A 24,551-nucleotide genomic window follows, 5' to 3' on the forward strand; every position below is an offset into this window, starting at 1 on the left:
GACTTTGAACTTTAAACAATTCAAACCTTAAACAAAAAAAAGATGATTTTAGAAATGAAAGTCCCATCACCAGGGGAATCTATAAAAGAAGTTGAAATTGCAACTTGGTTGGTAAAAGACGGAGATTATGTAGAAAAAGACCAAGCAATTGCTGAAGTTGATTCTGATAAAGCAACCTTAGAATTGCCAGCAGAAGCCAGCGGAATAATTACTTTAAAAGCAGAAGAAGGCGATGCAGTTGCGGTAGGAGCAGTAGTTTGCCATATTGATACGGACGGAGCAAAACCATCAGGTGATGCGCCAGTTGCTGAAGCTACAAAAACAGTTGAAGCACCAAAAGCGGAAGTTAAAGCAGAAGCGCCAAAACCGGCACCGGTAGCAGCAGCTCCAGCAGCGACTTATGCTTCAGGAACTCCATCTCCAGCAGCAAGAAAAATATTAGATGAAAAAAATATAGCGCCAGCTTCCATAACAGGAACTGGAAAAGACGGAAGAATAACTAAAGATGATGCTGTAAATGCTGTGCCTTCAATGGGAACGCCTACAGGTGGTTCTCGTGGATCAGAGCGTACTAAGTTATCGATGTTGCGTCGTAAAGTGGCTGAAAGATTAGTTGCCGCTAAAAACGAAACAGCAATGTTGACTACTTTCAACGAAGTAAACATGACGCCAATCAACACGTTGCGTAATGAATACAAAGATGCGTTCAAAGCAAAACATGGCGGAATTGGTTTAGGATATATGTCTTTCTTTACTAAAGCAGTAACCAGAGCATTAAAATTATTCCCAGATGTAAATTCAATGATGGATGGTGATCATAAGATTGCTTTCGATTTTTGCGATATTTCAATTGCAGTTTCAGGACCAAAAGGATTAATGGTTCCTGTAGTTCGTAATGCAGAGAATTTGACTTTCCGTGGAGTTGAAGCTGATATTAAAAGATTAGCAATCAAAGCGCGTGATGGTCAGATTACAGTGGATGATATGACTGGAGGAACTTTCACGATTACTAACGGTGGTGTTTTTGGAAGTATGTTGAGTACACCAATTATCAATCCTCCACAATCTGGAATTCTTGGAATGCACAACATTATTGAGCGTCCTATTGCCGTAAACGGAAAAGTGGAAATTCACCCAATGATGTATGTAGCACTTTCTTATGACCATAGAATTATTGATGGTCGTGAGTCTGTTGGATTCTTGGTAGCTGTAAAAGAAGCATTAGAGAACCCAATGGAATTATTGATGGATAACAATCCTAAAAAAGCGTTAGAACTATAGTTTTAAGGTTTTGGAAATATATAAGAGTCCTGTTTAGTTTTCTAAACAGGATTTTTTATTTCAGCAAATACAGATAATGGTTGTAATAATCCACAATCGCTTTTCCTTTCATCAATATATCAGCACCTATAATGCCATGAACTGGTTTCGCTTTGTGCTGTGTTAGCGCTTCATTTACATGTGACAAATCAAAAATAACGAGTTCAAAATCAGAATCCTTCCAAGAACCAAGTTGCAGTTGATTTTTTAAAGCCAGTTGGGTAAACATTCCGGTGGCTCCCGCACCAGCGGCTTTTGTCTTGGATTTTTTTGCTTCCAATAAAAACAAATCAACACTTTCAAATCCCACACAACTGTTTGAAGCTCCTGTGTCCAGAATAAAATTCCCTATCACACCATTGATTTTTGCTTTTATTAAAAGGTGCTGTGTTTTAGTAATTTTAAATTTTACTTTTCTGTAGTTTTCCTTTTTAAGGATATTGTGGAGGTTCTTCATTTATGCCGAATTTATTTCAGTAATTTTTTCTGTTTTACAAAGATACATGGAGTTGTTGAAGGAATTGTACGAATCTATTTTTCTATGAGAATCTTTTTAAAACCATTTTTTCGACAAGTTTTATTCTTGTAATTTTGTACCCTTAAACTTTACACTTGGAAACAAATAGTACAATTACCGATACACATACCCATTTATACTCAGAGGAATTTGATCAAGATCGAAACGAAATGATACAACGCGCCATTGATGCTGGTGTTTCGCGTTTTTTTATTCCCGCAATCGATTCTACCTGCACAGAATCGATGTATGAATTGGAGAAAAATCATCCTGAAAATGTTTTTTTGATGATGGGTTTGCACCCAACGTATGTAAAAGACAATTTTCTGGAGGAATTACAGCATGTAGAAAATGAATTAGCCAAAAGAAAATTCTATGCGGTTGGTGAAATAGGAATCGATTTATATTGGGATAAAACCCATTTGCCACAGCAACAAATCGCTTTCAAAAGGCAAATACAATTAGCAAAACAGTACAAATTACCCATTGTGATTCACTGTCGGGAAGCTTTTGATGAAATCTTTGAAATTTTGGAGGAAGAAAAATCACCAGAATTATTTGGTATTTTCCATTGTTTCACAGGAACTTATGAGCAAGCTTTACAAGCGATTTCGTATAAAATGAAGTTGGGAATAGGCGGTGTAGTGACTTTTAAAAATGGGAAAATCGACCAGTTCCTGAACCAAATTGATTTAAAACACATCGTTCTGGAAACCGATTCTCCTTATTTATCACCGATTCCTTTTAGAGGAAAGAGAAACGAAAGTAGTTATATTGTTAATGTAGTAGATAAGTTAGCGCAAATTTATAGCCTTTCGGCAAATGAAATTGCGGCGGTCACCACAGAGAATTCTAAAGCTATTTTTGGGATTTAAAGTAGAATTTACCTTATTTTGATATTTTTTTTGTTCATTTGCCCACACAAAAATTGAGAACCAAAATGCAGAAATTTGACGCCATTCGGCCATTTTATGATTCCGAAATAAACGAAGCACTTCATAATGTAGTTAATCATCCAATGATGAAAGCATTGATGAATTTTACTTTCCCGGATGTTGCGGATGAAGTTTGGAAAGAACAACTTCGCAAAACGCATTCTATTCGTGATTTTCAGTGTAATTTCATTTACAAATCGGTACAAAAAGTGCTCGAGAAAAGCTCTGAAGGATTGACTACTTCCGGTTTTGAAAACTTAGAACCAAATACTTCGTACTTATTTATATCCAATCATCGCGATATTCTTTTAGATACAACGTTGTTGAACACGGCTTTATTTGAGCATGGTTTAGTGATGACTGCTTCAGCAATTGGTGATAATTTAGTCAAAAAAGCATTCTTGAATACATTAGCAAAACTGAACCGGAACTTTCTTGTTCAACGCGGTTTAACGCCAAGGGAAATGCTGCAAAGCTCAAAGTTATTGGCAGAATATATTGGGAATTTATTGCTTCATGAAAACCGTTCCGTTTGGATTGCACAACGCGAGGGAAGAACAAAAGATGGGAATGACGAGACCAATCCTGGTGTTTTGAAAATGCTTGGAATGGGTTCTGATGAAAAGAATTTGATGGATTATTTTAAGAAAGTAAAAATTGTACCGGTTTCTATTTCATACGAATATGATCCTACTGATGCTTTGAAAATGCCTCAATTAATGGCTGAAGCCAATAATGAAGTTTACATTAAAGAGAAAAATGAAGATTTCATGACGATTCTTAGCGGTGCTTTGGGACAAAAGAAAAGAATTCATATTCATGTAGGCAAAGTTTTAGATACAGAAATTGAAGCCATCAAAACTGAAAATGACAGCTCGAATAAGCAAATAGTAGCTTTGGCACAAGTAATTGATGATGCCATATTGAGTAATTATAAATTGTGGCCAACAAATTTCATTGCATTTGATATTGTAAATAAGACCAATCGCTTTGCTCATTTATACACCGAAAATGAAAAATCATTATTCGAGCGTAGACTTGAAATGCGAATTGATCATGACAATCCAGTGGCCTTAGACGGTTTTCTAGCGATGTATGCCAACCCGGTTGTAAATAAATTAAAATACCACGATGTTGTATAAAGCCAAAATACTCTTAATCTATACTGGAGGAACAATCGGTATGAGGAAAGATTTTGAGACGGGAGCGCTCAAAGCTTTCAATTTTAGTAAATTATTACAGCGCATTCCAGAATTGAAACAATTAGATTGTGAAATCGAAACTATTTCTTTCGAAAATCCAATTGATTCCTCGAATATGAATCCTGAAGAATGGGCTAAAATGGCGACTATTATTGAGGATAACTACACTTCATTTGACGGATTCGTGGTACTTCATGGGTCAGACACGATGTCTTATTCGGCATCGGCGTTGAGTTTCATGCTTGAAAATTTATCGAAACCTGTAATTTTTACTGGATCTCAATTACCCATTGGAGATTTACGTACAGACGCCAAAGAAAACTTAATTACTGCCATTCAAATTGCATCTTTGCGAAACAATGATGAACCAGTTATCAACGAAGTGTGTCTTTATTTTGAATATAAACTATATAGAGGGAACAGGACTACAAAGATAAATGCGGAACATTTTAAAGCATTTACCTCTCCAAATTATCCTGAATTGGTAGAATCTGGTGTGCATTTGAAATTAAATCCAGATTTATTCCTAACTAAAAGTGAAAATATAGAATTCAAGGTTCATAAAGAATTGGACAATAATGTGGCGATCATAAAAATGTTTCCAGGGATTAGCGAAGCAGTTTTGGCAGCGATTTTTGATATTCCAAATCTGAAAGGAATTGTTTTAGAAACGTATGGAGCGGGAAATGCACCCACAGAAGATTGGTTTTTAAACCTATTAAGAAAAGCAATAACTGCAGGTTTACACATTGTCAATGTTACTCAATGCTCCGGTGGAAGTGTGAGTATGGGACAATACGAGACCAGTACAGGCATGAAAGAAATTGGAGTTATTTCCGGAAAGGATATCACAACTGAAGCTGCAATCACTAAATTAATGTATTTGTTGGGCCAAAAAATAGCTCAAAAAGACTTCAAAACTATTTTTGAAACTTCTTTGCGCGGTGAAATAGCATAATAGTTAGATTTTACTTTTCTAAATCATTTTTTTTATTGTTATTTGCAACCTCAAATAAAATAGAGAGGTGTCCGAGTGGTTGAAGGAGCTAGCCTGGAAAGCTAGTATGTGGGTAACTGCATCGTGGGTTCGAATCCCATCCTCTCTGCAGAAAAAAAATGCTTCCCAAAAGGGGAGCATTTTTTGTTTTACAGCGTGGCAAACTTTTTTATTTGTCTGAGCTATAAAACAAAAAAGTGTCAGGCATGAAATGCCAAGCATTACTTCCTTAGTCAGACGACCTTTTTGGGATCAACACAGTCTATCTTGAGTTTTGGAGATTAAAAATCAGTGTATCAATGGCAGAATAGTACATTAGGTTTCTGGAAATCATCAGTTCTAATCCATTATGAATCGTGAAATAAAAAAGTCTAAGTAGCTGTGGTTTTTCATAATTTTTAGATGTGTAGGTTTTCAGAATGATTATTTGTTGTTATTACGTATCAAAAAACCACCAAAATGGTATATTTGTGACGTTACAATGAGTAATGAAACCTGAATTGTGTTTTAACCAATCATTGAGCAATTTAAACCCAAAACAATATGCGAATTTTTCTTAGTTGTTTTCTTCTTTTATCAGTTTTGAATGTTTTTTCTCAAGAAAATACAGCTACTAAAGACTCGGTCTTCGTGAAAGTGGATTCTTTATATCGAGAAGATCAGTTTTATTTTGCAGTCACGTATAACACACTTACCAGCAAGCCTGCAGATTTCTCGCAAAGTAAATTTTCTTCAGGATTCTCGGCGGGTTTTTTGAGAGATATGCCCATCAACAAGAACCGAAGAGTTGCTATTGCTACTGGTGTTGGTTTTACTTATAATAATTACAATCAGAATCTGGCGATTTCTTCTACCGCCGAAACACCGGTTTACACCATTATTGATTCAGATACCCAGTATACTAAAAATAAATTTTCGCTACTCTCCGTGGATGTTCCGCTTGAATTCAGATGGAGAACTTCTACCTATCAAAGCCACAAGTTCTGGCGCATTTACACCGGAATAAAATTCAGTTATTTGTTGTATGATAAATCTATTTTTGAGGGTAGCACCGGCAAAGTAGTACTAACCGGAAACAAAGATTTGAATAAATTTCAGTATGGTGCGTACATTTCATCAGGATATAATACAATCAATTTATATGCATATTATGGTTTGAACCCGTTGTTTGAATCAGCGAAAGTCGATGGTAAATCCGTTGATATGAAATCACTGAATTTTGGAATTATATTCTATATTCTATAACCATAAAACCAACAAAAGTAACTGAGGGATTGCGCCTAACATAAAGCCAATAATCAGTTCTTTATTAGTGTGCGCGTTCATTTCGAGGCGGGACGAAGCTACAATTCCGTTAAGGAGAATCAACATTGCAATCGTAAAAGTACTCTGAATTTGGAGGTGCATGCTTAAGCCAATTGTAAAGACAGTCAAGGAACTCATACCAATCATGTGAAGGCTCGCTTTTATATTTCCAAACAATAATATCAGCGCTAAGAGGCTACTCAAAAGTCCACCCAACAAGAAAAAATGCAATTCTGGATAACGATCAATGGTTATGTTATTTCGCACCAACAAGATAATTAAAAAGCAATGCAGTAGTAACGGAATTTTACGCTGTGATACTTTAGATAGCATAATCGAATCAACATTTCCTATAGCTCGCAAAAGAAGGAAAGCCAGGACAGGAATAAATAATGTTACAATTATAACTTGAAAAAAAACAAGTAGTTTCTCTTGCGTCACAAATGCAGTTCCATTCAAAAAAAGATAGAATAACGTGGCCATCGCCGGTATGAAAATCGGATGGAAAACGTAAGAGAAAAAGGGAAGAATTTTTTTCAAGAGTTATTTATTTCAAAAACAAATATAAGCAATCTGTGAAAAAGAGTACTGCATAATCTGGTTGTTTCTGTATGATTTATAAACGGGAATGCTCATAATTATAGTATATCGAGGTTCTCGTTTTGAAAAGAAGTGGTATTTTTGGAGAAGTATTAGAGCAAAAAGAACGGCAATACATATATTTCCCAGAAAAGAAATTCACCTCAATCTCTTTTAATTCCATGAGTCAAAAAATCCTAAATAGCCTTCAAAGAATCACCGCAAAATATATTGGCAGCCCGGAAAGAACAAATTTAGACAGCGTTTCCATAGACAGTCGTTCATTGCAAAACGGACCTCAAACTGTTTTCTTTGCATTGGTTGGCGTTCATAGTGATGCACATCTTTACATCAAAGATTTAATTGCAAATGGTGTTCAAAATTTCGTTGTAACCCATATTCCGGATGATTGTAAGGAGAAAGCGAATTTTTATGTTGTTGAAAATACACTTACAGCCTTACAACAATTTGCCTCCAATTACCGCAGTCTTTTTGAGTTCCCTATTATCGGGCTGACCGGCAGTAACGGTAAAACGATTGTCAAGGAATGGCTCAACTTTTTATTGAGTCCTGATTATAACGTTATCCGCAGTCCAAAGAGTTATAACTCTCAAATTGGTGTTCCGCTGTCGGTAATTGCGATTAATGATAAACATAATTTAGGGATTTTTGAAGCGGGTATTTCCACGCGTTCTGAAATGGATAAATTAGAGCAGATTATCAAGCCGACTATTGGAATTCTTACGAATATTGGAACTGCACACGATGAAGGGTTTGCAAGCACAGAAGAAAAAATTATCGAAAAATTAAAACTTTTTGAGCACGCTGAGGTTTTAATTTATCATAAAAATAAAAGTATAGATGCTCTTATCAATCCGGAAATCAATTCGTTTTCGTGGAGTTTCAATGATAAAAGTGCATCTGTTTTTGTTTCCAAAAAAAGCGTTTTAGACAAGACTGTTTTGAATATTGAATTCGGGCAGAACCATTTTGAGATTAAAATACCGTTTCAAGACGAGGCTTCGGTCGAAAATGCCATCTCCTGTTTGATGGTTTTGCTGTATTTTGAATACGATGCAGCCACCATTCAAAACCGAATGGAATTGTTGTATCCGGTAGAAATGCGCTTGAAAGTCAAAAACGGAATCAATAATTGCAGTATTATTGATGACAGTTACAGCTCGGACTTTCAGTCGTTGAAAATTGCATTGGATTTTCTCGAAAGTCAAAAGCAATACAAGAAGAAAACGGTGATTTTGTCTGATATTTTCCAAAGTGGTTTGGCTACTGAGGCGCTTTACGCTAAAGTTTCCGAGTTGATTATTTCCAATAAAATTGACCGTGTTATTGGTATTGGAGAAACCATTTCGGCTTTTAAAAATAAATTTACCAATTGTATAACGTTCGAAAATACTGCTGCCTTTGTCGCTGATTTTGAAAACTTGGATTTTGGTAATGAAACCATTTTGATAAAAGGGGCGAGATCCTTCCAGTTTGAAGAAATTGTGTATTTGTTAGAAGAGAAAACACATGAAACTGTTTTGGAAATCAACCTGAATGCGATTAGTTACAACTTGAATTTTTTTAAATCAAAGTTGAAGCCAAAAGTGAAAATTATGGTGATGGTAAAAGCATTTGGTTATGGAAATGGTGGACTCGAAATAGCTAAATTACTGGAATATCATAAGGTTGATTATTTAGGTGTGGCTTTTGCCGATGAAGGTATTTCATTAAAAAACGGAGGTATTCAGGTACCTATTATGGTGCTAAATCCTGAGAATACAAGTTTTTCGGCCATTATTCAACATCAATTAGAACCTGAAATTTACTGCTTGAAAGGACTGTATGCATTTTTGAAAATAGCGAAACAGAAAAATTTAGAATACTTTCCAATTCATATTAAACTAGATACGGGAATGCACCGATTGGGTTTTGAGGAAAACACGATTGATGAACTGATAGCCGCGCTGAAAGGAAATACAACTATACAAATAAAAAGTATTTTGTCACACATGGCCACCAGTGATGATCTTGAACATATGGATTTTGCTCATGCTCAAATTGCTTTATTCGAAAAGTTATCGTCTAAATTGATGTCTGAGTTGCAAATAAATCCGTTACGACACATCTTAAATACGTCTGGAATCAGTAATTTCCCAGATTCACAATACGATATGGTCCGATTGGGAATTGGATTGTACGGCGTTTCAAATGATGCCGAAGAACAAAAACAACTTGAAAATGTGGGTTCGCTGAAATCAGTGATTTCGCAAATAAGAGCGATTGGTCCTGGAGAAAGTGTGGGTTACGGCCGCCGTTTTGTAGCCGAAAAACCAACAAAAATTGCCACTATTCCAATTGGCTATGCCGATGGAATTTCCAGAGGTTGGGGAAATGGTTTAGGATTTGTGATGATAAAAGGCACAAAGGCTTATATAGTTGGCAGTATTTGCATGGACATGCTCATGGTTGATGTCACTGGAATCGAATGTAAAGAGGGCGATTCAATACTTATTTTTGGGGAAAACCCAACGGTATCTTTTATCGCCGAAAAATTAAATACAATTCCCTACGAAATCCTTACTAGTGTTTCTCAGCGTGTAAAACGGGTCTTTTATCGATAAAACTTGGTTTTTTATGTTAAATATTAAAAGTATGTTAAAATTTTATTATTTTCGTTTTCTAATGTTTAACAATTTAAAAAAAAATTATGGGATTTTTCGGTGATTTTAAGGCTTCTTTAATGAAAGGAGATGTATTGAGTTTAGCTACTGCAGTTGTAATTGGTGGTGCTTTTGGTAAAATAGTGGGTTCAGCAGTGGATGATGTAATTATGCCAATCGTCGGATTACTTACTGGTGGGATTGATTTCACGCAAAAATTCGTAACACTCGATGGTAATAGTTATGCTGACTTAGCTGCTGCTAAAGCTGCAGGCGCTGCCGTGATAACTTATGGAAATTTGGTGCAAGCTATTATTAACTTCGTTATTATCGCTTTCTTTATTTTTGTGGTTTTAAGAGCTGCTGAAAAAGCTAAGAAAAAAGAAGAAGTTGTTGTGGCTGCTCCAGCTGGACCAACACAAGAAGAATTATTGACTCAGATCAGAGATTTATTAAAAAAATAATTTCCGCTACATTATATATTCTTACTAAACCGCTTCATAACCGAAGCGGTTTTTCTTTAAAAGTTTGTCTAAAACAGTATCGGCTTTTTTACCATCAAGAAATTAAGTTACATTACAAAGCACTTTAAAACTTAATCTTCTTAATTTCGTAATGGTTAAAAAATTATATAGAACGTTATTTCACAAGTTTTTCCATTCAAAAAGAAACAATTACTGGAAACAATTTTACTTTTATTTTCCTGTTTTTTTAGTCGGATGTTATAAATTTAACATTTTGTTATTTTTTGTGAAGCTACTTGTTTTGCTTTCAATATTAGTTACTTTTGTATTTCAAATTTAATATTCAATAATAAAAATATAAGATGAGAATAGCAGTTGTAGGTGCTACCGGAATGGTTGGCGAAGTAATGTTGAAAGTTTTAGCAGAAAGAAATTTCCCTGTAACAGAATTAATTCCGGTTGCTTCTGAGCGATCAGTGGGTAAAGAAATTGAATACAAGGGTAAAAAATATAAAGTAGTGGGTATGCAAACGGCAGTAGACATGAAAGCGGATATTGCTTTGTTCTCTGCAGGTGGCGACACTTCATTGGAGTGGGCTCCAAAATTTGCGGCAGCAGGAACAACTGTTATCGATAATTCATCGGCTTGGAGAATGGACCCGACCAAGAAATTAATCGTTCCGGAAATCAATGCAGCTGAATTGACTGCAGCAGATAAAATCATTGCAAATCCTAACTGTTCTACAATACAAATGGTATTGGTCTTGGCTCCTTTGCACAAAAAATACAACATCAAACGTGTGATTGTTTCTACCTACCAATCCATCACTGGAACTGGCGTAAAAGCAGTGCAGCAATTGGAAAATGAATACGCAGGTGTTCAAGGTGAAATGGCGTATAAGTACCCAATTCACAGAAATGCGATTCCACAATGTGATTCCTTCGAAGAAAATGGATACACTAAAGAAGAGATGAAATTGGTTCGTGAAACTCAAAAAATTCTTGATGACAGAACGATTGCCGTTACAGCAACTGCGGTTCGTGTGCCAATTGTAGGCGGACACAGTGAAGCGGTAAACGTAGAATTCTCGAATGATTTTGATGTAAATGAAGTACGCAATATTTTGCATCATACCGACGGCGTAGTGGTTCAGGATAATAACGATACTTATACGTACCCAATGCCAATGTATGCACAAGGAAAAGATGACGTTTTTGTAGGTAGAATTCGTCGTGACGAAAGCCAGGAAAATACATTGAATATGTGGATTGTTGCAGACAACTTGAGAAAAGGAGCTGCTACAAATACAATTCAAATTGCTGAATATTTGATTGCAGCTAAATTGGTGTAAATCAAATTTTGTTTTAAATGAAAACCATTTGTTTCGCAAAAATATATTTTGTGAAACAAATGGTTTTCTTTTTTGCTGTTTTTGTTACCTTTGGTTCGAATGAAAAAGAATAAACTCATAGTAAGTCTTTCTCTGATTGTTACAGTATTGTTTTCAATGCTGTTCCAGTCATTTCATACCTATGAGCATTTGGAAAAACAGCTTTCCCAAAAGCAGTGCCACCACAAATACAATGTTACCGGTACGGAGATAACGCATCAACACCACAAATTTGAGCATTGTTATGTTTGTGAATTCGCTTTTGGTAGTTATATTACTCCAAAAGATTTCTCCTATCAATTGTACTCCAATAATGTAGAAATCCCTTATTTTTTTACCGCAGCGGAAACAGTTATTTCGTTCTCCGGCAGTTTGTATTCCCTCCGAGGTCCACCAGTAAATAGTCTAAGCTGAATTTATTTCAGCTGCAGTTGAATTCATTTTCCATGCAACTTCATTAATTTGATTTTGTTGGAATAATTTTTATTTACTAAATAATTCCAGCCACGGCTCCCTCTCCTTTGGAGAAAGCAGACAGCAGGAATACTACAATCATTTTCAATGAAAAAATTTATTATAGCCCTATTTTTGGGGTTTTCGGCGATGCTTCAAGCGCAAAATACCCTTTCGGGAACCGTAACCGATTTAAAAAACCAACCCATAAAAGGCGTTTCAGTCTATGCATCAGAATTGCATAAAGGAACCACTACAGATGAAAACGGAAAATATACTTTTTCAAATCTGCCAAATAGAAACTTAAAAATCAGCTTTACGTTCGTAGGATTTGCAACCCAAAATAAAACCATAAACAGTCTTCAAAAAGAAAACACACTTGATATTATTCTCGAAGAAGCAATTTTCGAAATGGACGAGGTTATTGTTTCCACCGCTTTCAATAAAATTCAATCACAAAACGTGATGAAAGTGGAGCACGAAAGTATCAAAAATTTGCAACGAAAAGGAACCGCCACTTTAATCGAAGGATTAGCTACTATTCCCGGAGTTTCTCAGGTTTCTACCGGAACATCTATTGGGAAACCGGTAATTCGTGGTTTGAGTGGGAATCGTGTTTTGGTGTATTCGCAAGGCGTTCGAATAGAAAATCAACAGTTTGGTGACGAACACGGTTTGGGATTGAATGATTCAGGAATAGAAAGTGTTGAGGTAATCAAAGGGCCAGCTTCTTTATTGTACGGTTCAGATGCTTTGGGTGGTGTTTTGTATTTTAACCCGGAAAAATTTGCCGATGCGAATACTTTTAAAGCAAACTTCAGTCAAAAATATTTCTCCAATACCGCCGGAAGCAGTTCTTCTTTAGGTTTGAAAACATCTACAGACAACTGGAAATTCATGGCTCGTGGAAGTTATAACACACATTCTGATTATAAAATTGCAGATGGTGACCGAGTGACAAATACCCGTTACAATGAAACCGATTTCAAGACAGGAATTGGTTACAGCAATGCTAAATTTTCAAGTGTATTGCGTTACAATTACAATGAATTGGATTTAGGAATTCCGGAAGATGGCATAGCAGACCAATCGACGAGCAAGAAAACCGGATTTCCAAAACAAGGCGTTTTTAACCATTTATTGAGTTTAAACAATGTTTTCTTTTTCGAAAAATCAAAACTGGATCTAGATTTAGGGTATGTTGCAAATGATCGAAGTGAGTTTGAAGACAGCAATGTGGCCGTTTTACACATGAAACTGAAGACATTCAATTACAATGCAAAATACCATTTACCAAAAATGGGAAAAATAGAAACCATTGTGGGCGTTCAGGGAATGCACCAAACCAACACAAATTCAGGAGAAGAATATTTAATTCCGGATGCGGTAACGAATGATTTTGGTGTTTTTGGAACGGCTAATTATGAGTGGAATACAAATGTGTTGCAAGCCGGATTGCGTTTCGACAATAGAAATATTACTACGGATGCACAGGGAATTGCAGGAGAAGAAGGTTCTTTTGAAGCCATCGATAAATCATACGACAGTTTTAATGCGTCGTTGGGTTACAAAACCAATCTGGCCGATGATTTGACGTTGCGTTTGAATGTTGCTTCTGGATTTAGAGCGCCAAACCTTGCCGAATTAACTTCAAATGGAGTGCATGAAGGAACGAATCGCTATGAAGTAGGAAATAGCGATTTAGAAACCGAGCAAAACGTACAAACGGATTTAAATTTAGAATACAAAACGGATCATTTTGAGTTTTTTGTGAACGGATTTTACAATCACATCAACAATTATATCTACACTTCGCCAACAGGAGCAGTGATTGACGAAAATGCTGTTTTTGATTATATTCAGAATAACGCCAAATTATATGGAGGTGAAATCGGATTGCATTTTCACCCGCATCCATTGGATTGGTTGCATTTTGAAACGAGTTTTGAAACTGTGACCGGCGAAAAAGAAAACGGAGATTACTTGCCGTTAATCCCTGCTAACAATTGGAACAACACCATTAGAACCGAATTCGAAATCAAAAACTGGTTGGAAGATGGTTTTGCAACTTTGAATGTTTCCAGTACGTTCAACCAAAAAAATGTAAGTGGATTTGAAACAGAATCGAATGGTTATAACTTGGTTAATTTAGGTTTTGGCGGAACAGTAAAACTGGGTAAAACTGCTTTTGATGTCAACATTAACGGGAATAATTTATTTGATAAAAGATACATTGCGCATCTTTCCCGTCTAAAAACAGATGGCATTCCAAACATTGGAAGAAACATCGTTTTGGGTGTTAATTTTAATTTGTAATTCATTTGCATCAGCAAAAAATCGAAAAACGCTATTCGAAAGAGTAGCGTTTTTTTGGTTTTAACTTACATGGCTTATATGTTTAATTTTTTTTAACACATAAGTCATATAAGTAGTTGCTGTTTTGTTATTGAAAACAATTATTCAATATTTAAGCGTTTTCATCTTATATGACTTATTTGATAAAAGTTTTTTTATACATAGGAAAATGTTGCAATCTCACCACTTTTTTAGTTTTATTTAAGACTTTCCCTTATTTACAACACTAACTATTTCCCTATTTTTGTAACAACCTAAAACAGAATCTAATGAAATGAGCATGACGGTAATTGGGTCGCAAGTACCAATGATGATATGCAAATTCCAGATGACCGATGAAAAATAATAAATAACAACATATGAAAAAAACTTTTTTAATAATGGCTGTATCTTCTGCAATGGCGACTTTTGGACAAAATCCTAATCCAAAACCCATAACTTATCCTGTAACTACCAAAGGAGAAACTGTTGATGTATATTTCGATACTAAACTTCCGGATCCGTACCGCTGGCTTGAAGACGACAAATCAGCTGAAACCGGTGCTTGGGTCAAAGCACAAAACGAAGTGACGTATGGTTATTTATCCCAAATTCCGTTTCGTGATGCGTTAAAAGCAAGAATGGAAAAACTGTGGAATTATGAGAAAATAGGAGCGCCTTTCAAAGAAGGAAATTTTACCTATTACTATAAAAATAACGGTTTACAAAACCAATCGGTGTTGTACAGAAAAGACGCCAAAGGAACTGAAACCGTGTTCTTGGATCCTAACACGTTTTCTAAAGACGGAACCACTTCGCTCGGCGGATTGGATTTCTCCAAAGACGGTTCTAAAGTAGCCTATGCCATTTCTGAGGGCGGAAGCGACTGGAGAAAAGTCATTATTATGGATGCCATCACCCAAAAAATAATCGAAGACACGATTGTCGATGTGAAATTCAGCGGTGTTTCTTGGAAAGCTAACGAAGGTTTCTACTACTCTAGTTATGATAAACCAAAAGGAAGCGAATTATCGGCAAAAACCGATCAACATAAACTGTATTTCCACAAGTTAGGAACCGCACAAAAAGACGATAAAGTAATTTTTGGTACCGACCAAAAACGCCGTTATGTAGGCGGTGGCGTGACTGAGGATGACCGTTATTTGGTTATCACAGCGTCTAATTCTACCTACGGAAACGAGTTGTACATCAAAGATTTGACAAAGCCCAACAGTCCTATTGTGACTATTGTGGATAATTTTAAAAGTGATAACAACATTATCGAAAACGAAGGCGGAAAATTATTCATAGAAACCGACTTGAATGCGCCCAACAAACGCATCGTTACTGTCGATGTCAACAACCCAAAACCGGAAAACTGGAAAGATTTTATTGCAGAGACCGAGAATGTGTTGTCTCCATCAACAGGTGGCGGGTATTTCTTTGCTAATTATATGAAAGATGCCGTTTCGGTGGTGAAACAATATGATTATTCCGGAAAATTGGTGCGTGAAATTAAATTACCTGGCGTAGGAACTGCCGGTGGTTTTGGCGGAAAGAAAAAAGAAAAAACTTTGTATTATTCCTTCACAAATTACATCACGCCTGGTTCAATATTTTCATTCGAACCAGCAACAGGAACTTCGGCGGTGTATCAAAAACCAAAAGTAGATTTCGACAGCGAGAAATACGAGTCCAAACAAGTGTTTTATACTTCTAAAGACGGAACCAAAATCCCGATGATTATCACCCACAAAAAAGGATTAAAACTCGACGGGACAAATCCAACCATGCTTTACGGTTACGGAGGTTTCAACGTGAGTTTGACACCAAGTTTCAGTATTGCCAATGCCGTTTGGATGGAAAACGGAGGCGTTTATGCCGTGCCTAATTTACGTGGCGGTGGCGAATACGGGAAAAAATGGCACGATGCGGGAACCAAAATGCAAAAACAAAATGTATTTGATGATTTCATCGCAGCGGCAGAATACCTGATTGCTCAAAAATACAGTTCTTCGCAGTATCTAGCCATTCGTGGTGGGTCAAACGGAGGATTGCTCGTGGGCGCTACCATGACGCAACGTCCGGATTTGATGCGAGTTGCTTTACCGGCAGTGGGAGTGATGGACATGTTGCGTTACCATACCTTTACCGCAGGAGCAGGTTGGGCGTATGATTATGGAACCGCGCAGGACAGCAAGGAAATGTTCAGCTACATCAAGGGATATTCTCCCGTACACAACATACAAAAAGGGATTCAATACCCGGCAACCATGGTCACAACAGGCGATCACGATGATAGAGTAGTACCGGCACACAGTTTCAAGTTTGCTGCCGAATTACAAGAAAAACAAACTGGAACAAACCCAACCCTAATCCGTATTGATATCAATGCAGGACACGGCGCCGGAAAATCCGTAGCAGCAACCATTCAGGAAAATGTCGATATTCAGGCCTTTACCTTATTCAACATGGGAGTCGTGTTATTGCCAGAGTTGGAATAACAGAATTTATTCTGAATTTATTTCAGAAGCTATTTCCTGCTATCCGTTGCAATCTTTATATCCGCCGAAAAGGCGTAAATAAAGGATTTTCACTGCTATCAGGGCTAGTGCATTCGATTCCTCACACGATTGTCATTGCGAGGTAGGTGGCAAAGCAATCACATCACAAATTGATACAAAATTCAAAAAACGCTATTCGAAAGAGTAGCGTTTTTTTATGACAATTTTGTTAATTTAAGATCTCTACAAAAAGCCCTATTACTTTTAAATCAATCAAATCATCATCGTCTACCAATACTATGCTTTTGAAAGTAGGGTTATATGATTGTGGTTTTAATATTATAGAATTATGTGACCAGATTTCTTCCGTTATACTTTTTTTACTTTCGTATGATTTCACTGTGAAACCTCTTCCGAAATCGGAATCTTGAATGTTACTTTGATGAACTAAGACAATTTTTCCATTTCTAGAGCCACCTGTGTCTTTTTTAAATAGGCACCAAGAATTGCTTGGGATTATTTTATTCATTGACTCTCCAATTACTTTGCAAACAAAATAATCTGAATTATATTTAAAAGGTTTGCTTAATTCAATCCATTCAGTTTCTTCATTAATTTGCAAGTCACTAAAATTACCGGCAGCTGCTTTAATATCGTATAATGGAATGCAATTTACATATTGATTAATTTCATCGAAAGGTAAGACTCTAAAAGGAGATAAATTGATTTCAACAACAGGAATTGGTTCAATGATTTCTTTTGAATTTAATTCTATATCTTTACCATTTGTCAAATATTCGTAGATAGAATCTTCAACAGGATGATTCATTGTAAAGTTAATTTTAACTACAGATACTAGTTTTCCGTTATCATCAGGAATAGAAGTTTGGACAAATCCATTTTCTGTAGGTTTCATATCTCCCATAAAATAGAATTCTGTCCCTTCATCATTGTTTTTTTTAATAAATAAAGGTAAACGCAACTCGCTTTTGTGATTTAGTATTGATTTAACATCAGGACTATTTAAAGTGCGTTTTGATTTAGACATCCATTCAAATTCTGAATTACTTATAAAACGATCTTCGTATTTAGTAGTGCTAGAAATACTTTCTTCCTTATGATAATTTACAAAAATAGGGCAATTTGTTTTGTCTGAATTAATCAAATATCCACCAACATTTTGTGCTAAAGGATTACTTTCCCAATTTAATATTCTAAAAACATCTTTCCTTGAATATTTCCTATATAAGACAAAGCCATTAATGAATTTATTCTTCTTAAATAATTTATTAAATGTTTTAATCGAGTAGTCAATATTGTCTTCTAAGAATTGAAAAAAGATTGAATTATTTAAAGTTTTTGAGAACGATTCATTAATAATAATTTTATCACCTACTTTTTCTAATATACTAAACCCATAAATTTTATTGACTGTAACAAGTTTCTTGTCTTTATTTTCAGTTATGAATTTAAAATTTAAATTATTTAAAGAAGAATCAATAGTTTCGTCAGAGATTAAATATCCATATTCCTTTTTAATTTGGGATTTAAAATTTTCAATGTCTATTTTTTTTGAATGAATTAAGTGCTTTAAAATTAGACTCTCTTCTATGCGTTTCGAATTATTGATTTCATTTGAAAAAAGCTCAAGAAGTTTCTTTTCCCTGATGTCAATATGCAATTCTAAATTATCTTCTAATTCTATCACGAAATTTAAATATGACTTTGAATATTTTACATAAAGGAACGGATCTCTAGAACCATGTTCTAAGAAGTCGATCATCATAGGAATACGTCCCAACTGAAACTTCAAAAGAGTATAGTCCTTTACCAAGTCTCTTTTCAATGTCATGTTAGCAGAATTTATAGATTCAAATATTCTTTCTTTTGAAATTTGATCGAAATTGATTGTAGATGTCCCAGGGATTAAATCACTGCCACTTGAGATGAGTTTTCTTATCGAATCTTTATTATAAGTTGTATCTCCATACAATGCAATAGGAATCAAAAAATTATTTTTATAATTCCCAATAAAATCTATTACTGTTAAATATCCTTTATTGTCAATCTTTCTTAGCCCACGTCCAAGTTGTTGTATGAAGACTATAGCAGATTGAGTAGGTCTAATCATTATTATTTGATTTACACTTGGAATATCAATACCTTCATTGAAAATATCAACAGTGAATATATAATCCAATTGATTTTCTTTCTCATTTGATTCAAGATTTTTTATTGATTGAGCTCTTTGTTCTTCGGAACTATCACCTGAAAGTGCAATAGTTTTATAGCCTCGTTGATTAAAACCATTTGATAAAGCTAGACATTCATTATTCGAGGAACAAAAAATTAATCCACGGACTTTGTCATTATCACAACCATAAATATTAGCTTTTTCAATTATTCGGTCTATTCGTTCTTCAGAAACGAGAAAATTGAAATTAAAATCTTCATCTAATATTTTTCCATCAACCGTTATATCTGTAACTCCATAATAATGAAATGGACTTAGCATTTTTTCTTCTAATGCTCTGTGTAAACGTATTTCATAGGCTATGTTGTAATCAAACAGCTTAAAAACATCAAGTCCATCTGTTCTTTCGGGTGTTGCCGTCATTCCTAATAAAAACTTAGGATTGAAATAATTCAATATTTTTTGATAGGATTCAGCACTTGCTCTATGTGTTTCATCAATTACGATATATTCAAAATGATTTGGATTAAATTGTTTTAAATGTGAATCTCTAGAAATTGTTTGGATGGTTGAAAATATAAAATCGGCATCTAATTCTTTATGATTTCCGGAGTATATCCCCATAGATTTTGAATTGCCAAAAATTGTTTCGTAACCTTTTTTGGCGGCTTTAGCAATGTTTAATCTGTGTACAATGAAGAGGAATTTTTTAGGATTAACCTTTTTTACATCAAATGCAGATAAATAGGTCTTTCCTGTGCCTGTTGCTGATATTAAAAGAGCTTTAGTCTTGCCTTGAATTCGTAATTGTTCAATGTTGGCTAACGCTTCTTCCTGCATTAAATTTGGAGTTATTTCTTTTATATTAGAAATAAATAATTTCTTTTTAAGTGATTTAGTATAGTCAATTTGTTTTTTGTACAATATTTCATAATTATCAATGAATGCAATATCTACAGATAATGCTTTTTCATATTCAGTAGTAAATTCCTTAATAGCATTGAAAATAATATGACTAATCGGTGTTGCTGTTATTTTTAAATTCCATTCTATATTGGTGCAAAGTGCTGAAGCGGTTAAATTACTACTACCAATTATTAAATTGTAAATATCCTTTTTCTTAAACAAATAACCTTTTGAATGGAATGCATTATCAACAGCAATTTTTAGTTCAATATTTTTAAATTGTAAAATTTTTTTTAGAGCTTCAGGTTGAGTGAAATTTAAATACTGAGAAACTAATATTTTCCCTTTAATTCCTTTTTTTTCAAGGGTAATTAATGTTTCTACTAAGGTAGCAACACCACTAGTAGTGATAAATGCAACCGAAAACCAAAATTCTTCGCAATTATTTAATTCGTTAATAATTGTAGATAGAATTTTTTTTCCTTCAGTTTTATCATTTACCAATAATTGTGGTAAGTATTCCTTGTAAGAAGATACGTTTTGATTAATAAAACCAGTTTGTAAGCTTTGAGTTAATTTAATGTTTATTGGACTCATCTTAGTAAGTCATTAATTTTTTCATAATTGGAATATCAGCGGCAGCCCAATCTAAATATTCTAATTCATCTTTTTTTAACCACTTATAATCAATGTGCTCTGTTAGTGTTAGTTTCGGATTATCGCATTTGCAAATAAAACTATGCATTGTTAAAACAAAGTGAGGGTATTGATGCGTAACAGTTATGAATTCTTCTTGAACTTCGATTTGCATTTCTAATTCTTCTAATATTTCTCTTTTTACAGTTTCTTTTTTTGTCTCACCATTTTCCATTTTCCCGCCGGGAAATTCGTATTTTTTTGAAATATAATCCAGTTTGTTTTCACCTCGCTGAACACATAAAATTTTATTTTCATATATAATTATAGCGGCTACAACTTCAATATTTTTCATTTATTCTTATTTTTTTGATAAGTTTTATTTAATCTTTCCTTCTTATGTAAACTAGTCTGAAAATTACTTCTTTTTTTAATATTGGGTTGTATTAACTGGAAAAATCTAATTTTTAATATTCGCTGACCATAATAAGGTTTGTGAAAATATAGTTTTCTATCTAATAAAAGAGTTGTCCAGATCAATAAGCAATAATTATTTAATAGCTCGCATTTATCTAAATAATGCTCGCTTGGAAATCTTTTCCGCGTCCACAAATTGAAAGAAAAAAGGCTGTCTAAAAACTACATCCCAACTAAAATCTCTAATTTTGGGTAATGCTTTTAATTTTTTGCTTTTGATTAATTCATGCCATAACAACGGTATAAAAAAATACGAGCCATTAGTAATCCATTCCCTTCCTTAAATTCCATTTTTCTGCTATTTATTTTCCCAATGTTTTATTAATTGGCTCGGTTTTTTATACTGCAATCGGTAAATTTGGAAGAGAACATTAAATATATAAAAACATGACAGTACAAATCAACACAGACAACAATGTAGAAGGACACGCACGTTTGAAAGCGTATATTGCGGATGAAATAGCAACAACTTTAGCACGTTTTGAAGATAAAATAACCCGTTTAGAAGTGCATCTTGGTGACGAAAACAGCGATAAAGGTGGCGTAAATGACAAACGATGCCTGATCGAAGCAAGACCAAATAACATGCAGCCTGTAGCGGTGACCAATCATGCGGATACAACCGAGAAAGCCTTTCACGGTGCCTTAGACAAAATCAAAAAAGTGTTGGAAACAACTTTCGAAAAAAAGAAGACCTATTAAATAGTTGCCTTTTGGCAAATAAAAAAATGACACTGTCTTTATAAGATAGTGTCATTTTTTTTTTTGGTTGAGATTCTTTAGAATTGGGATAGTGGTTTTAATAATTTTATCAGTAAATTAGGACTTTCAATTTAATATCGAAAGGCATTGAGAAGTAGCAATTTGAGAAAATGAAATTTATAGAATAAAGTAATGGAAAACATAAAATTATTTGAAAGCCAAAAAATTCGTTCCTCTTGGGATAACGAACAAGAGAAATGGTTTTTTTCGATTGTAGATATTATTGCCGCTTTAACAGATAGTAATAATCCACAAGTGTATTGGAGAGTTTTAAAAAAACGACTTTTGGCTGAAGGAAATGAAACCGTTACAAATTGTAACGGTTTGAAAATGGTAGCTCCTGATGGTAAGATGCGTTTAACAGATGTTGCGGATACAGAGCAACTATTCCGTTTGATTCAATCCATTCCGTCGCCAAAAGCAGAGCCTTTTAAACAATGGTTAGCCAAAATAGGCTATGAAAGAATAGAAGAAAGTCAAGACCCAGAAAAGGCGATTGATCGTGCGATGGAAAATTATTTGAAATTAGGATACTCCACAGCATGGATTAATCAGCGGCTGAAAAGCATAGAAGTTAGAAAAGAGCTCACCGATGAATGGGAAAATAGAGGTGTTAAGAAAGGACAAGAATTTGCTTCACTTACCGATATAATTACCCAAGCTTGGAGTGGGAATACAGTTAAACAATACAAGAATTTAAAAAGCTTAAAAAAAGAAAACCTAAGAGATAATATGACCAATTTAGAATTGGTATTAAATATGTTGGCAGAAGCAACCACAACAGAAATTAGCAAAGAAAACAATCCTAAAACTTTTGCAGATAATAAAAAAATAGCCCGTAAAGGTGGTGAAATTGCCGGCGATACTAGAAAGCAAATTGAAGCGCAAACAGGTAAAAAAATTGTTAGCCCACAAAATGCTAAAGTTTTAAAAGAGGAAAAGAATAAATTAAAAGAATAGCACAAACAATAAACAGGACGAACAACTAGTTTTAAGTTCGTCTCAAATTTACTTTAAAACGATATTTTTTTGGTGTATTTCGCTTTTCGTTTTAATAATGTTGACCGTAAATTCGCAAATTATAGATATGTGTTTCATATTTTAATTTGCGAATTTGCGGTTTTTATGATTATTTAAATAGAATAAATTTTACTTATCAAACAATAAGGTTGCTAATGCCTCGTCTTTTTTGTAAACATCTTCATAGAAATGAACCACGCCGTCCGCATCTACCCAAGCAGTGAAATAACCAATGTATACCGGAATTTTGTTTTTGAGCGTGTACCAATATTCTTCTCCGCCGTTCATCGCGCTTTCTATCTTTTCAGGATTCCATTTCTTGTCATCTTTCATAATCGCAGCAGCCAGTTCTTTTGGCTTGGCTACACGAATGCAACCGTGGCTAAAAGCGCGATCTTCCTTACCAAATAAACTTTTGGATGGTGTATCGTGTAAATAAATAGCATTCGAATTGGGGAATAAAAACTTCACTAATCCCAATGAGTTTTCAGGTCCAGGTCTTTGTCTTACATTGCTGTCTTTCCATTCCATGTTGTGTTCGGCCAAGTAATTTGGATTCTTTTCAATGGCAGGAAGAATTTCTTTCTTAAGGATACTGGTCGGCACATTCCAATACGGTCTGAATACGATATATTTCATTGGCGCACTAAAAATAACGGTTTTGTGCATCGCTTTCCCCACAACAACTTTAGAGCGTAATTCTGGTTTTCCATCTCTGAAAAAAGTCAGTTCATAGGCCGGAATATTCACCACGATTAATTCCTTGGATTTGGTGATGTCATTCGAAATCCATCTGCAACGTTCCATATTGACCATAACAGTTTTGATACGATCCGCAACGGAAACGTTCATATAATTGATGTGTTCCGGAAGAATCGTTTTGTTCAGCAAATTGCCACTTCTTTTTTTGAATTTCAAAATTCCGGTAGCTAATTCATCATCATACACGGCACTTTTAGAATCTCGGGAAATGTCATTGGTGATAAACAAACGTGTTCTGATTTGCGCAATGGCAGTGGCACTGTCGCCAGGTTTATACGATTTTACATTTGGATCCAGCGCAATGGTTTTCCAGCCGCCTTTCTTTTCTATTTTGCGGTATTCCTGCAATACATCTCTAAGCAGGTAATACTGTTTCAAAACGCCTTTTTCTTCTTTGTGAATTAACGAAGGGTCGATCAACAATGAATCTAAATAATTGACATACGATTGTCTTTTTCGAGGTAAAAACCAACCTAACTCTTTCGATTTTTGAGCATCGATGCCATCGTACACTTTATCCGCATAAAAAAAGTATAGCGCAGAACTCAATAACTCCGTGTCAATAGTTGCTTTTTGATTGTCGTCCGGATTGTCATAGATATCGTCTAATTTTTCTTTGTACGGAATCACGGTTTCTATTCCTTCCTTGCTCAAATTATTTACCTTGTTGTACAACAAACCGGCAAATTCATTAAGACCATTCTTATCAAACCAGATATAATGAAATTGATGCTTGCGGTACAATTGTTCTACTTCACCTTGATAAGGTTGCAGTTTTGGATATTTCCCGAAGAAAGTTTTGATTTGCGTGCTGTCAAACGCAAATTCTATAGCATTTATACTCGTTTGAGTATTGGCAGCCACAGTATTTCCATCTTTCTTTTTGCAGGAAACAATAGTAAAAAGCAGTATAAAAACAACCAATAGGATGGGGGAATGTAACTTTTTCATAGATTAACTTTTAATTCGCCTTGAATGAATTTAAGGCATTACAAAAATACATCAAATCCAGTAAGGTGCTACCAGCCTTGGACTGCATAAGTTTTTACAAAACGCATCTCAATCTTTACTTTAAGGATATGTATGAAATTAGAATTAAAATTAAGTAATTGTAAATTAATTAGTTATGA

At 34.8% G+C, this 24,551-nt stretch carries 18 protein-coding genes and 1 tRNA gene; 14 read left to right on the plus strand and 5 right to left on the minus strand.

What is annotated here, in order from left to right; genetic code table 11:
• Positions 1-42 precede the first annotated feature (42 nt).
• On the plus strand, positions 43-1,281 hold the full coding sequence (gene odhB / locus G7A72_RS10240; protein WP_165152389.1) for a 2-oxoglutarate dehydrogenase complex dihydrolipoyllysine-residue succinyltransferase: 1,239 nt from the start codon (positions 43-45) through the stop codon (positions 1,279-1,281).
• Positions 1,282-1,336: 55 nt separating this feature from the next.
• Here the strand turns inward: odhB and G7A72_RS10245 are convergent, their stop codons facing one another.
• On the minus strand, positions 1,337-1,777 hold the full coding sequence (locus tag G7A72_RS10245) for a retropepsin-like aspartic protease (RefSeq protein WP_165152390.1): 441 nt from the start codon (positions 1,775-1,777) through the stop codon (positions 1,337-1,339).
• 155 nt (positions 1,778-1,932) lie between these two features.
• On the opposite strand from G7A72_RS10245, the gene G7A72_RS10250 reads away from it, so the two are divergent.
• The 5 genes from G7A72_RS10250 (at position 1,933) to G7A72_RS10270 (ending at position 6,216) form a co-directional block, all read left to right on the plus strand.
• The gene (locus G7A72_RS10250) at positions 1,933-2,712 is read left to right on the plus strand and encodes a TatD family hydrolase (protein ID WP_165152391.1); all 780 of its coding nucleotides are present in this window, start codon (positions 1,933-1,935) and stop codon (positions 2,710-2,712) included.
• A 65-nt stretch (positions 2,713-2,777) separates the two neighbouring features.
• Positions 2,778-3,914, plus strand: coding sequence for a 1-acyl-sn-glycerol-3-phosphate acyltransferase (locus G7A72_RS10255; protein WP_165152392.1), 1,137 nt, complete (start codon positions 2,778-2,780; stop codon positions 3,912-3,914).
• Positions 3,904-4,932 (plus strand): asparaginase, encoded by a 1,029-nt coding sequence (locus tag G7A72_RS10260; protein WP_165152393.1) that lies wholly within the window; start codon positions 3,904-3,906, stop codon positions 4,930-4,932. The genes G7A72_RS10255 and G7A72_RS10260 overlap by 11 nt, the downstream gene beginning before the upstream one ends.
• Positions 4,933-4,993: 61 nt before the next feature.
• Positions 4,994-5,080: transfer RNA gene (locus G7A72_RS10265), tRNA-Ser, on the plus strand.
• A 434-nt stretch (positions 5,081-5,514) separates the two neighbouring features.
• Complete coding sequence (locus tag G7A72_RS10270) at positions 5,515-6,216, plus strand: porin family protein (RefSeq protein ID WP_165152394.1); 702 nt, start codon at positions 5,515-5,517, stop codon at positions 6,214-6,216.
• Here the strand turns inward: G7A72_RS10270 and G7A72_RS10275 are convergent.
• Positions 6,211-6,816 carry a hypothetical protein gene (locus tag G7A72_RS10275; protein ID WP_165152395.1) on the minus strand — a complete coding sequence of 202 codons (606 nt, stop codon included), beginning with the start codon at positions 6,814-6,816 and terminating at the stop codon, positions 6,211-6,213. The genes G7A72_RS10270 and G7A72_RS10275 overlap by 6 nt on opposite strands.
• A gap of 221 nt (positions 6,817-7,037) precedes the next feature.
• On the opposite strand from G7A72_RS10275, the gene G7A72_RS10280 reads away from it, so the two are divergent.
• From G7A72_RS10280 to G7A72_RS10305, 6 genes are all read left to right on the plus strand, one after another.
• Positions 7,038-9,479: a bifunctional UDP-N-acetylmuramoyl-tripeptide:D-alanyl-D-alanine ligase/alanine racemase gene (locus tag G7A72_RS10280; protein ID WP_165152396.1), complete on the plus strand. Its 2,442-nt coding sequence runs from the start codon at positions 7,038-7,040 to the stop codon at positions 9,477-9,479.
• Between the two features lie 86 nt (positions 9,480-9,565).
• On the plus strand, positions 9,566-9,982 hold the full coding sequence (gene mscL / locus G7A72_RS10285) for a large conductance mechanosensitive channel protein MscL (RefSeq protein WP_113664508.1): 417 nt from the start codon (positions 9,566-9,568) through the stop codon (positions 9,980-9,982).
• Positions 9,983-10,344: 362 nt separating this feature from the next.
• Positions 10,345-11,334 carry an aspartate-semialdehyde dehydrogenase gene (locus tag G7A72_RS10290; RefSeq protein ID WP_113664507.1) on the plus strand — a complete coding sequence of 330 codons (990 nt, stop codon included), beginning with the start codon at positions 10,345-10,347 and terminating at the stop codon, positions 11,332-11,334.
• A gap of 99 nt (positions 11,335-11,433) precedes the next feature.
• The gene (locus tag G7A72_RS10295; protein WP_165152397.1) at positions 11,434-11,787 is read left to right on the plus strand and encodes a hypothetical protein; all 354 of its coding nucleotides are present in this window, start codon (positions 11,434-11,436) and stop codon (positions 11,785-11,787) included.
• 147 nt (positions 11,788-11,934) lie between these two features.
• On the plus strand, positions 11,935-14,142 hold the full coding sequence (locus tag G7A72_RS10300) for a TonB-dependent receptor (RefSeq protein ID WP_165152398.1): 2,208 nt from the start codon (positions 11,935-11,937) through the stop codon (positions 14,140-14,142).
• A gap of 419 nt (positions 14,143-14,561) precedes the next feature.
• The gene (locus G7A72_RS10305; RefSeq protein WP_371807569.1) at positions 14,562-16,664 is read left to right on the plus strand and encodes a prolyl oligopeptidase family protein; all 2,103 of its coding nucleotides are present in this window, start codon (positions 14,562-14,564) and stop codon (positions 16,662-16,664) included.
• A gap of 229 nt (positions 16,665-16,893) precedes the next feature.
• On the opposite strand, the gene G7A72_RS10310 is transcribed toward G7A72_RS10305, so the two are convergent.
• Together G7A72_RS10310 and G7A72_RS10315 are read right to left on the minus strand one after the other, a co-directional pair.
• A complete protein-coding gene (locus tag G7A72_RS10310) occupies positions 16,894-20,361 on the minus strand; it encodes a DEAD/DEAH box helicase (RefSeq protein WP_165152400.1) in 3,468 nt (1,155 codons plus the stop codon).
• A 1-nt stretch (position 20,362) separates the two neighbouring features.
• Positions 20,363-20,755 (minus strand): (deoxy)nucleoside triphosphate pyrophosphohydrolase, encoded by a 393-nt coding sequence (locus tag G7A72_RS10315; RefSeq protein ID WP_165152401.1) that lies wholly within the window; start codon positions 20,753-20,755, stop codon positions 20,363-20,365.
• A 509-nt stretch (positions 20,756-21,264) separates the two neighbouring features.
• Between G7A72_RS10315 and G7A72_RS10320 the strand changes: the two genes are divergently transcribed.
• Positions 21,265-21,579, plus strand: a complete 315-nt coding sequence (locus G7A72_RS10320) for an HPF/RaiA family ribosome-associated protein (RefSeq protein ID WP_091255890.1) — start codon at positions 21,265-21,267, stop codon at positions 21,577-21,579.
• A gap of 192 nt (positions 21,580-21,771) precedes the next feature.
• A complete protein-coding gene (locus tag G7A72_RS10325) occupies positions 21,772-22,599 on the plus strand; it encodes a Bro-N domain-containing protein (protein ID WP_113664502.1) in 828 nt (275 codons plus the stop codon).
• A 189-nt stretch (positions 22,600-22,788) separates the two neighbouring features.
• On the opposite strand, the gene G7A72_RS10330 is transcribed toward G7A72_RS10325, so the two are convergent.
• A complete protein-coding gene (locus G7A72_RS10330) occupies positions 22,789-24,372 on the minus strand; it encodes a murein L,D-transpeptidase (RefSeq protein ID WP_165152402.1) in 1,584 nt (527 codons plus the stop codon).
• Positions 24,373-24,551: the final 179 nt, after the last annotated feature.

Source organism: Flavobacterium sp. Sr18 (assembly GCF_011064265.1).
Classification (GTDB): Bacteria; Bacteroidota; Bacteroidia; order Flavobacteriales; family Flavobacteriaceae; genus Flavobacterium; species Flavobacterium petrolei.

Coding starts and splice junctions, on each gene's coding strand:
- G7A72_RS10260 (WP_165152393.1), top strand. CDS start 3,904: ATGTTGTATAAAGCCAAAATACTCTTAATCTATACTGGAGGAACAATC.
- G7A72_RS10255 (WP_165152392.1), top strand. CDS start 2,778: ATGCAGAAATTTGACGCCATTCGGCCATTTTATGATTCCGAAATAAAC.
- G7A72_RS10330 (WP_165152402.1), bottom strand. CDS start 24,372: ATGAAAAAGTTACATTCCCCCATCCTATTGGTTGTTTTTATACTGCTT.
- odhB (WP_165152389.1), top strand. CDS start 43: ATGATTTTAGAAATGAAAGTCCCATCACCAGGGGAATCTATAAAAGAA.
- G7A72_RS10305 (WP_371807569.1), top strand. CDS start 14,562: ATGGCTGTATCTTCTGCAATGGCGACTTTTGGACAAAATCCTAATCCA.
- G7A72_RS10325 (WP_113664502.1), top strand. CDS start 21,772: ATGGAAAACATAAAATTATTTGAAAGCCAAAAAATTCGTTCCTCTTGG.
- G7A72_RS10245 (WP_165152390.1), bottom strand. CDS start 1,777: ATGAAGAACCTCCACAATATCCTTAAAAAGGAAAACTACAGAAAAGTA.
- G7A72_RS10295 (WP_165152397.1), top strand. CDS start 11,434: ATGAAAAAGAATAAACTCATAGTAAGTCTTTCTCTGATTGTTACAGTA.
- mscL (WP_113664508.1), top strand. CDS start 9,566: ATGGGATTTTTCGGTGATTTTAAGGCTTCTTTAATGAAAGGAGATGTA.
- G7A72_RS10300 (WP_165152398.1), top strand. CDS start 11,935: ATGAAAAAATTTATTATAGCCCTATTTTTGGGGTTTTCGGCGATGCTT.
- G7A72_RS10270 (WP_165152394.1), top strand. CDS start 5,515: ATGCGAATTTTTCTTAGTTGTTTTCTTCTTTTATCAGTTTTGAATGTT.
- G7A72_RS10310 (WP_165152400.1), bottom strand. CDS start 20,361: ATGAGTCCAATAAACATTAAATTAACTCAAAGCTTACAAACTGGTTTT.
- G7A72_RS10315 (WP_165152401.1), bottom strand. CDS start 20,755: ATGAAAAATATTGAAGTTGTAGCCGCTATAATTATATATGAAAATAAA.
- G7A72_RS10290 (WP_113664507.1), top strand. CDS start 10,345: ATGAGAATAGCAGTTGTAGGTGCTACCGGAATGGTTGGCGAAGTAATG.
- G7A72_RS10280 (WP_165152396.1), top strand. CDS start 7,038: ATGAGTCAAAAAATCCTAAATAGCCTTCAAAGAATCACCGCAAAATAT.
- G7A72_RS10320 (WP_091255890.1), top strand. CDS start 21,265: ATGACAGTACAAATCAACACAGACAACAATGTAGAAGGACACGCACGT.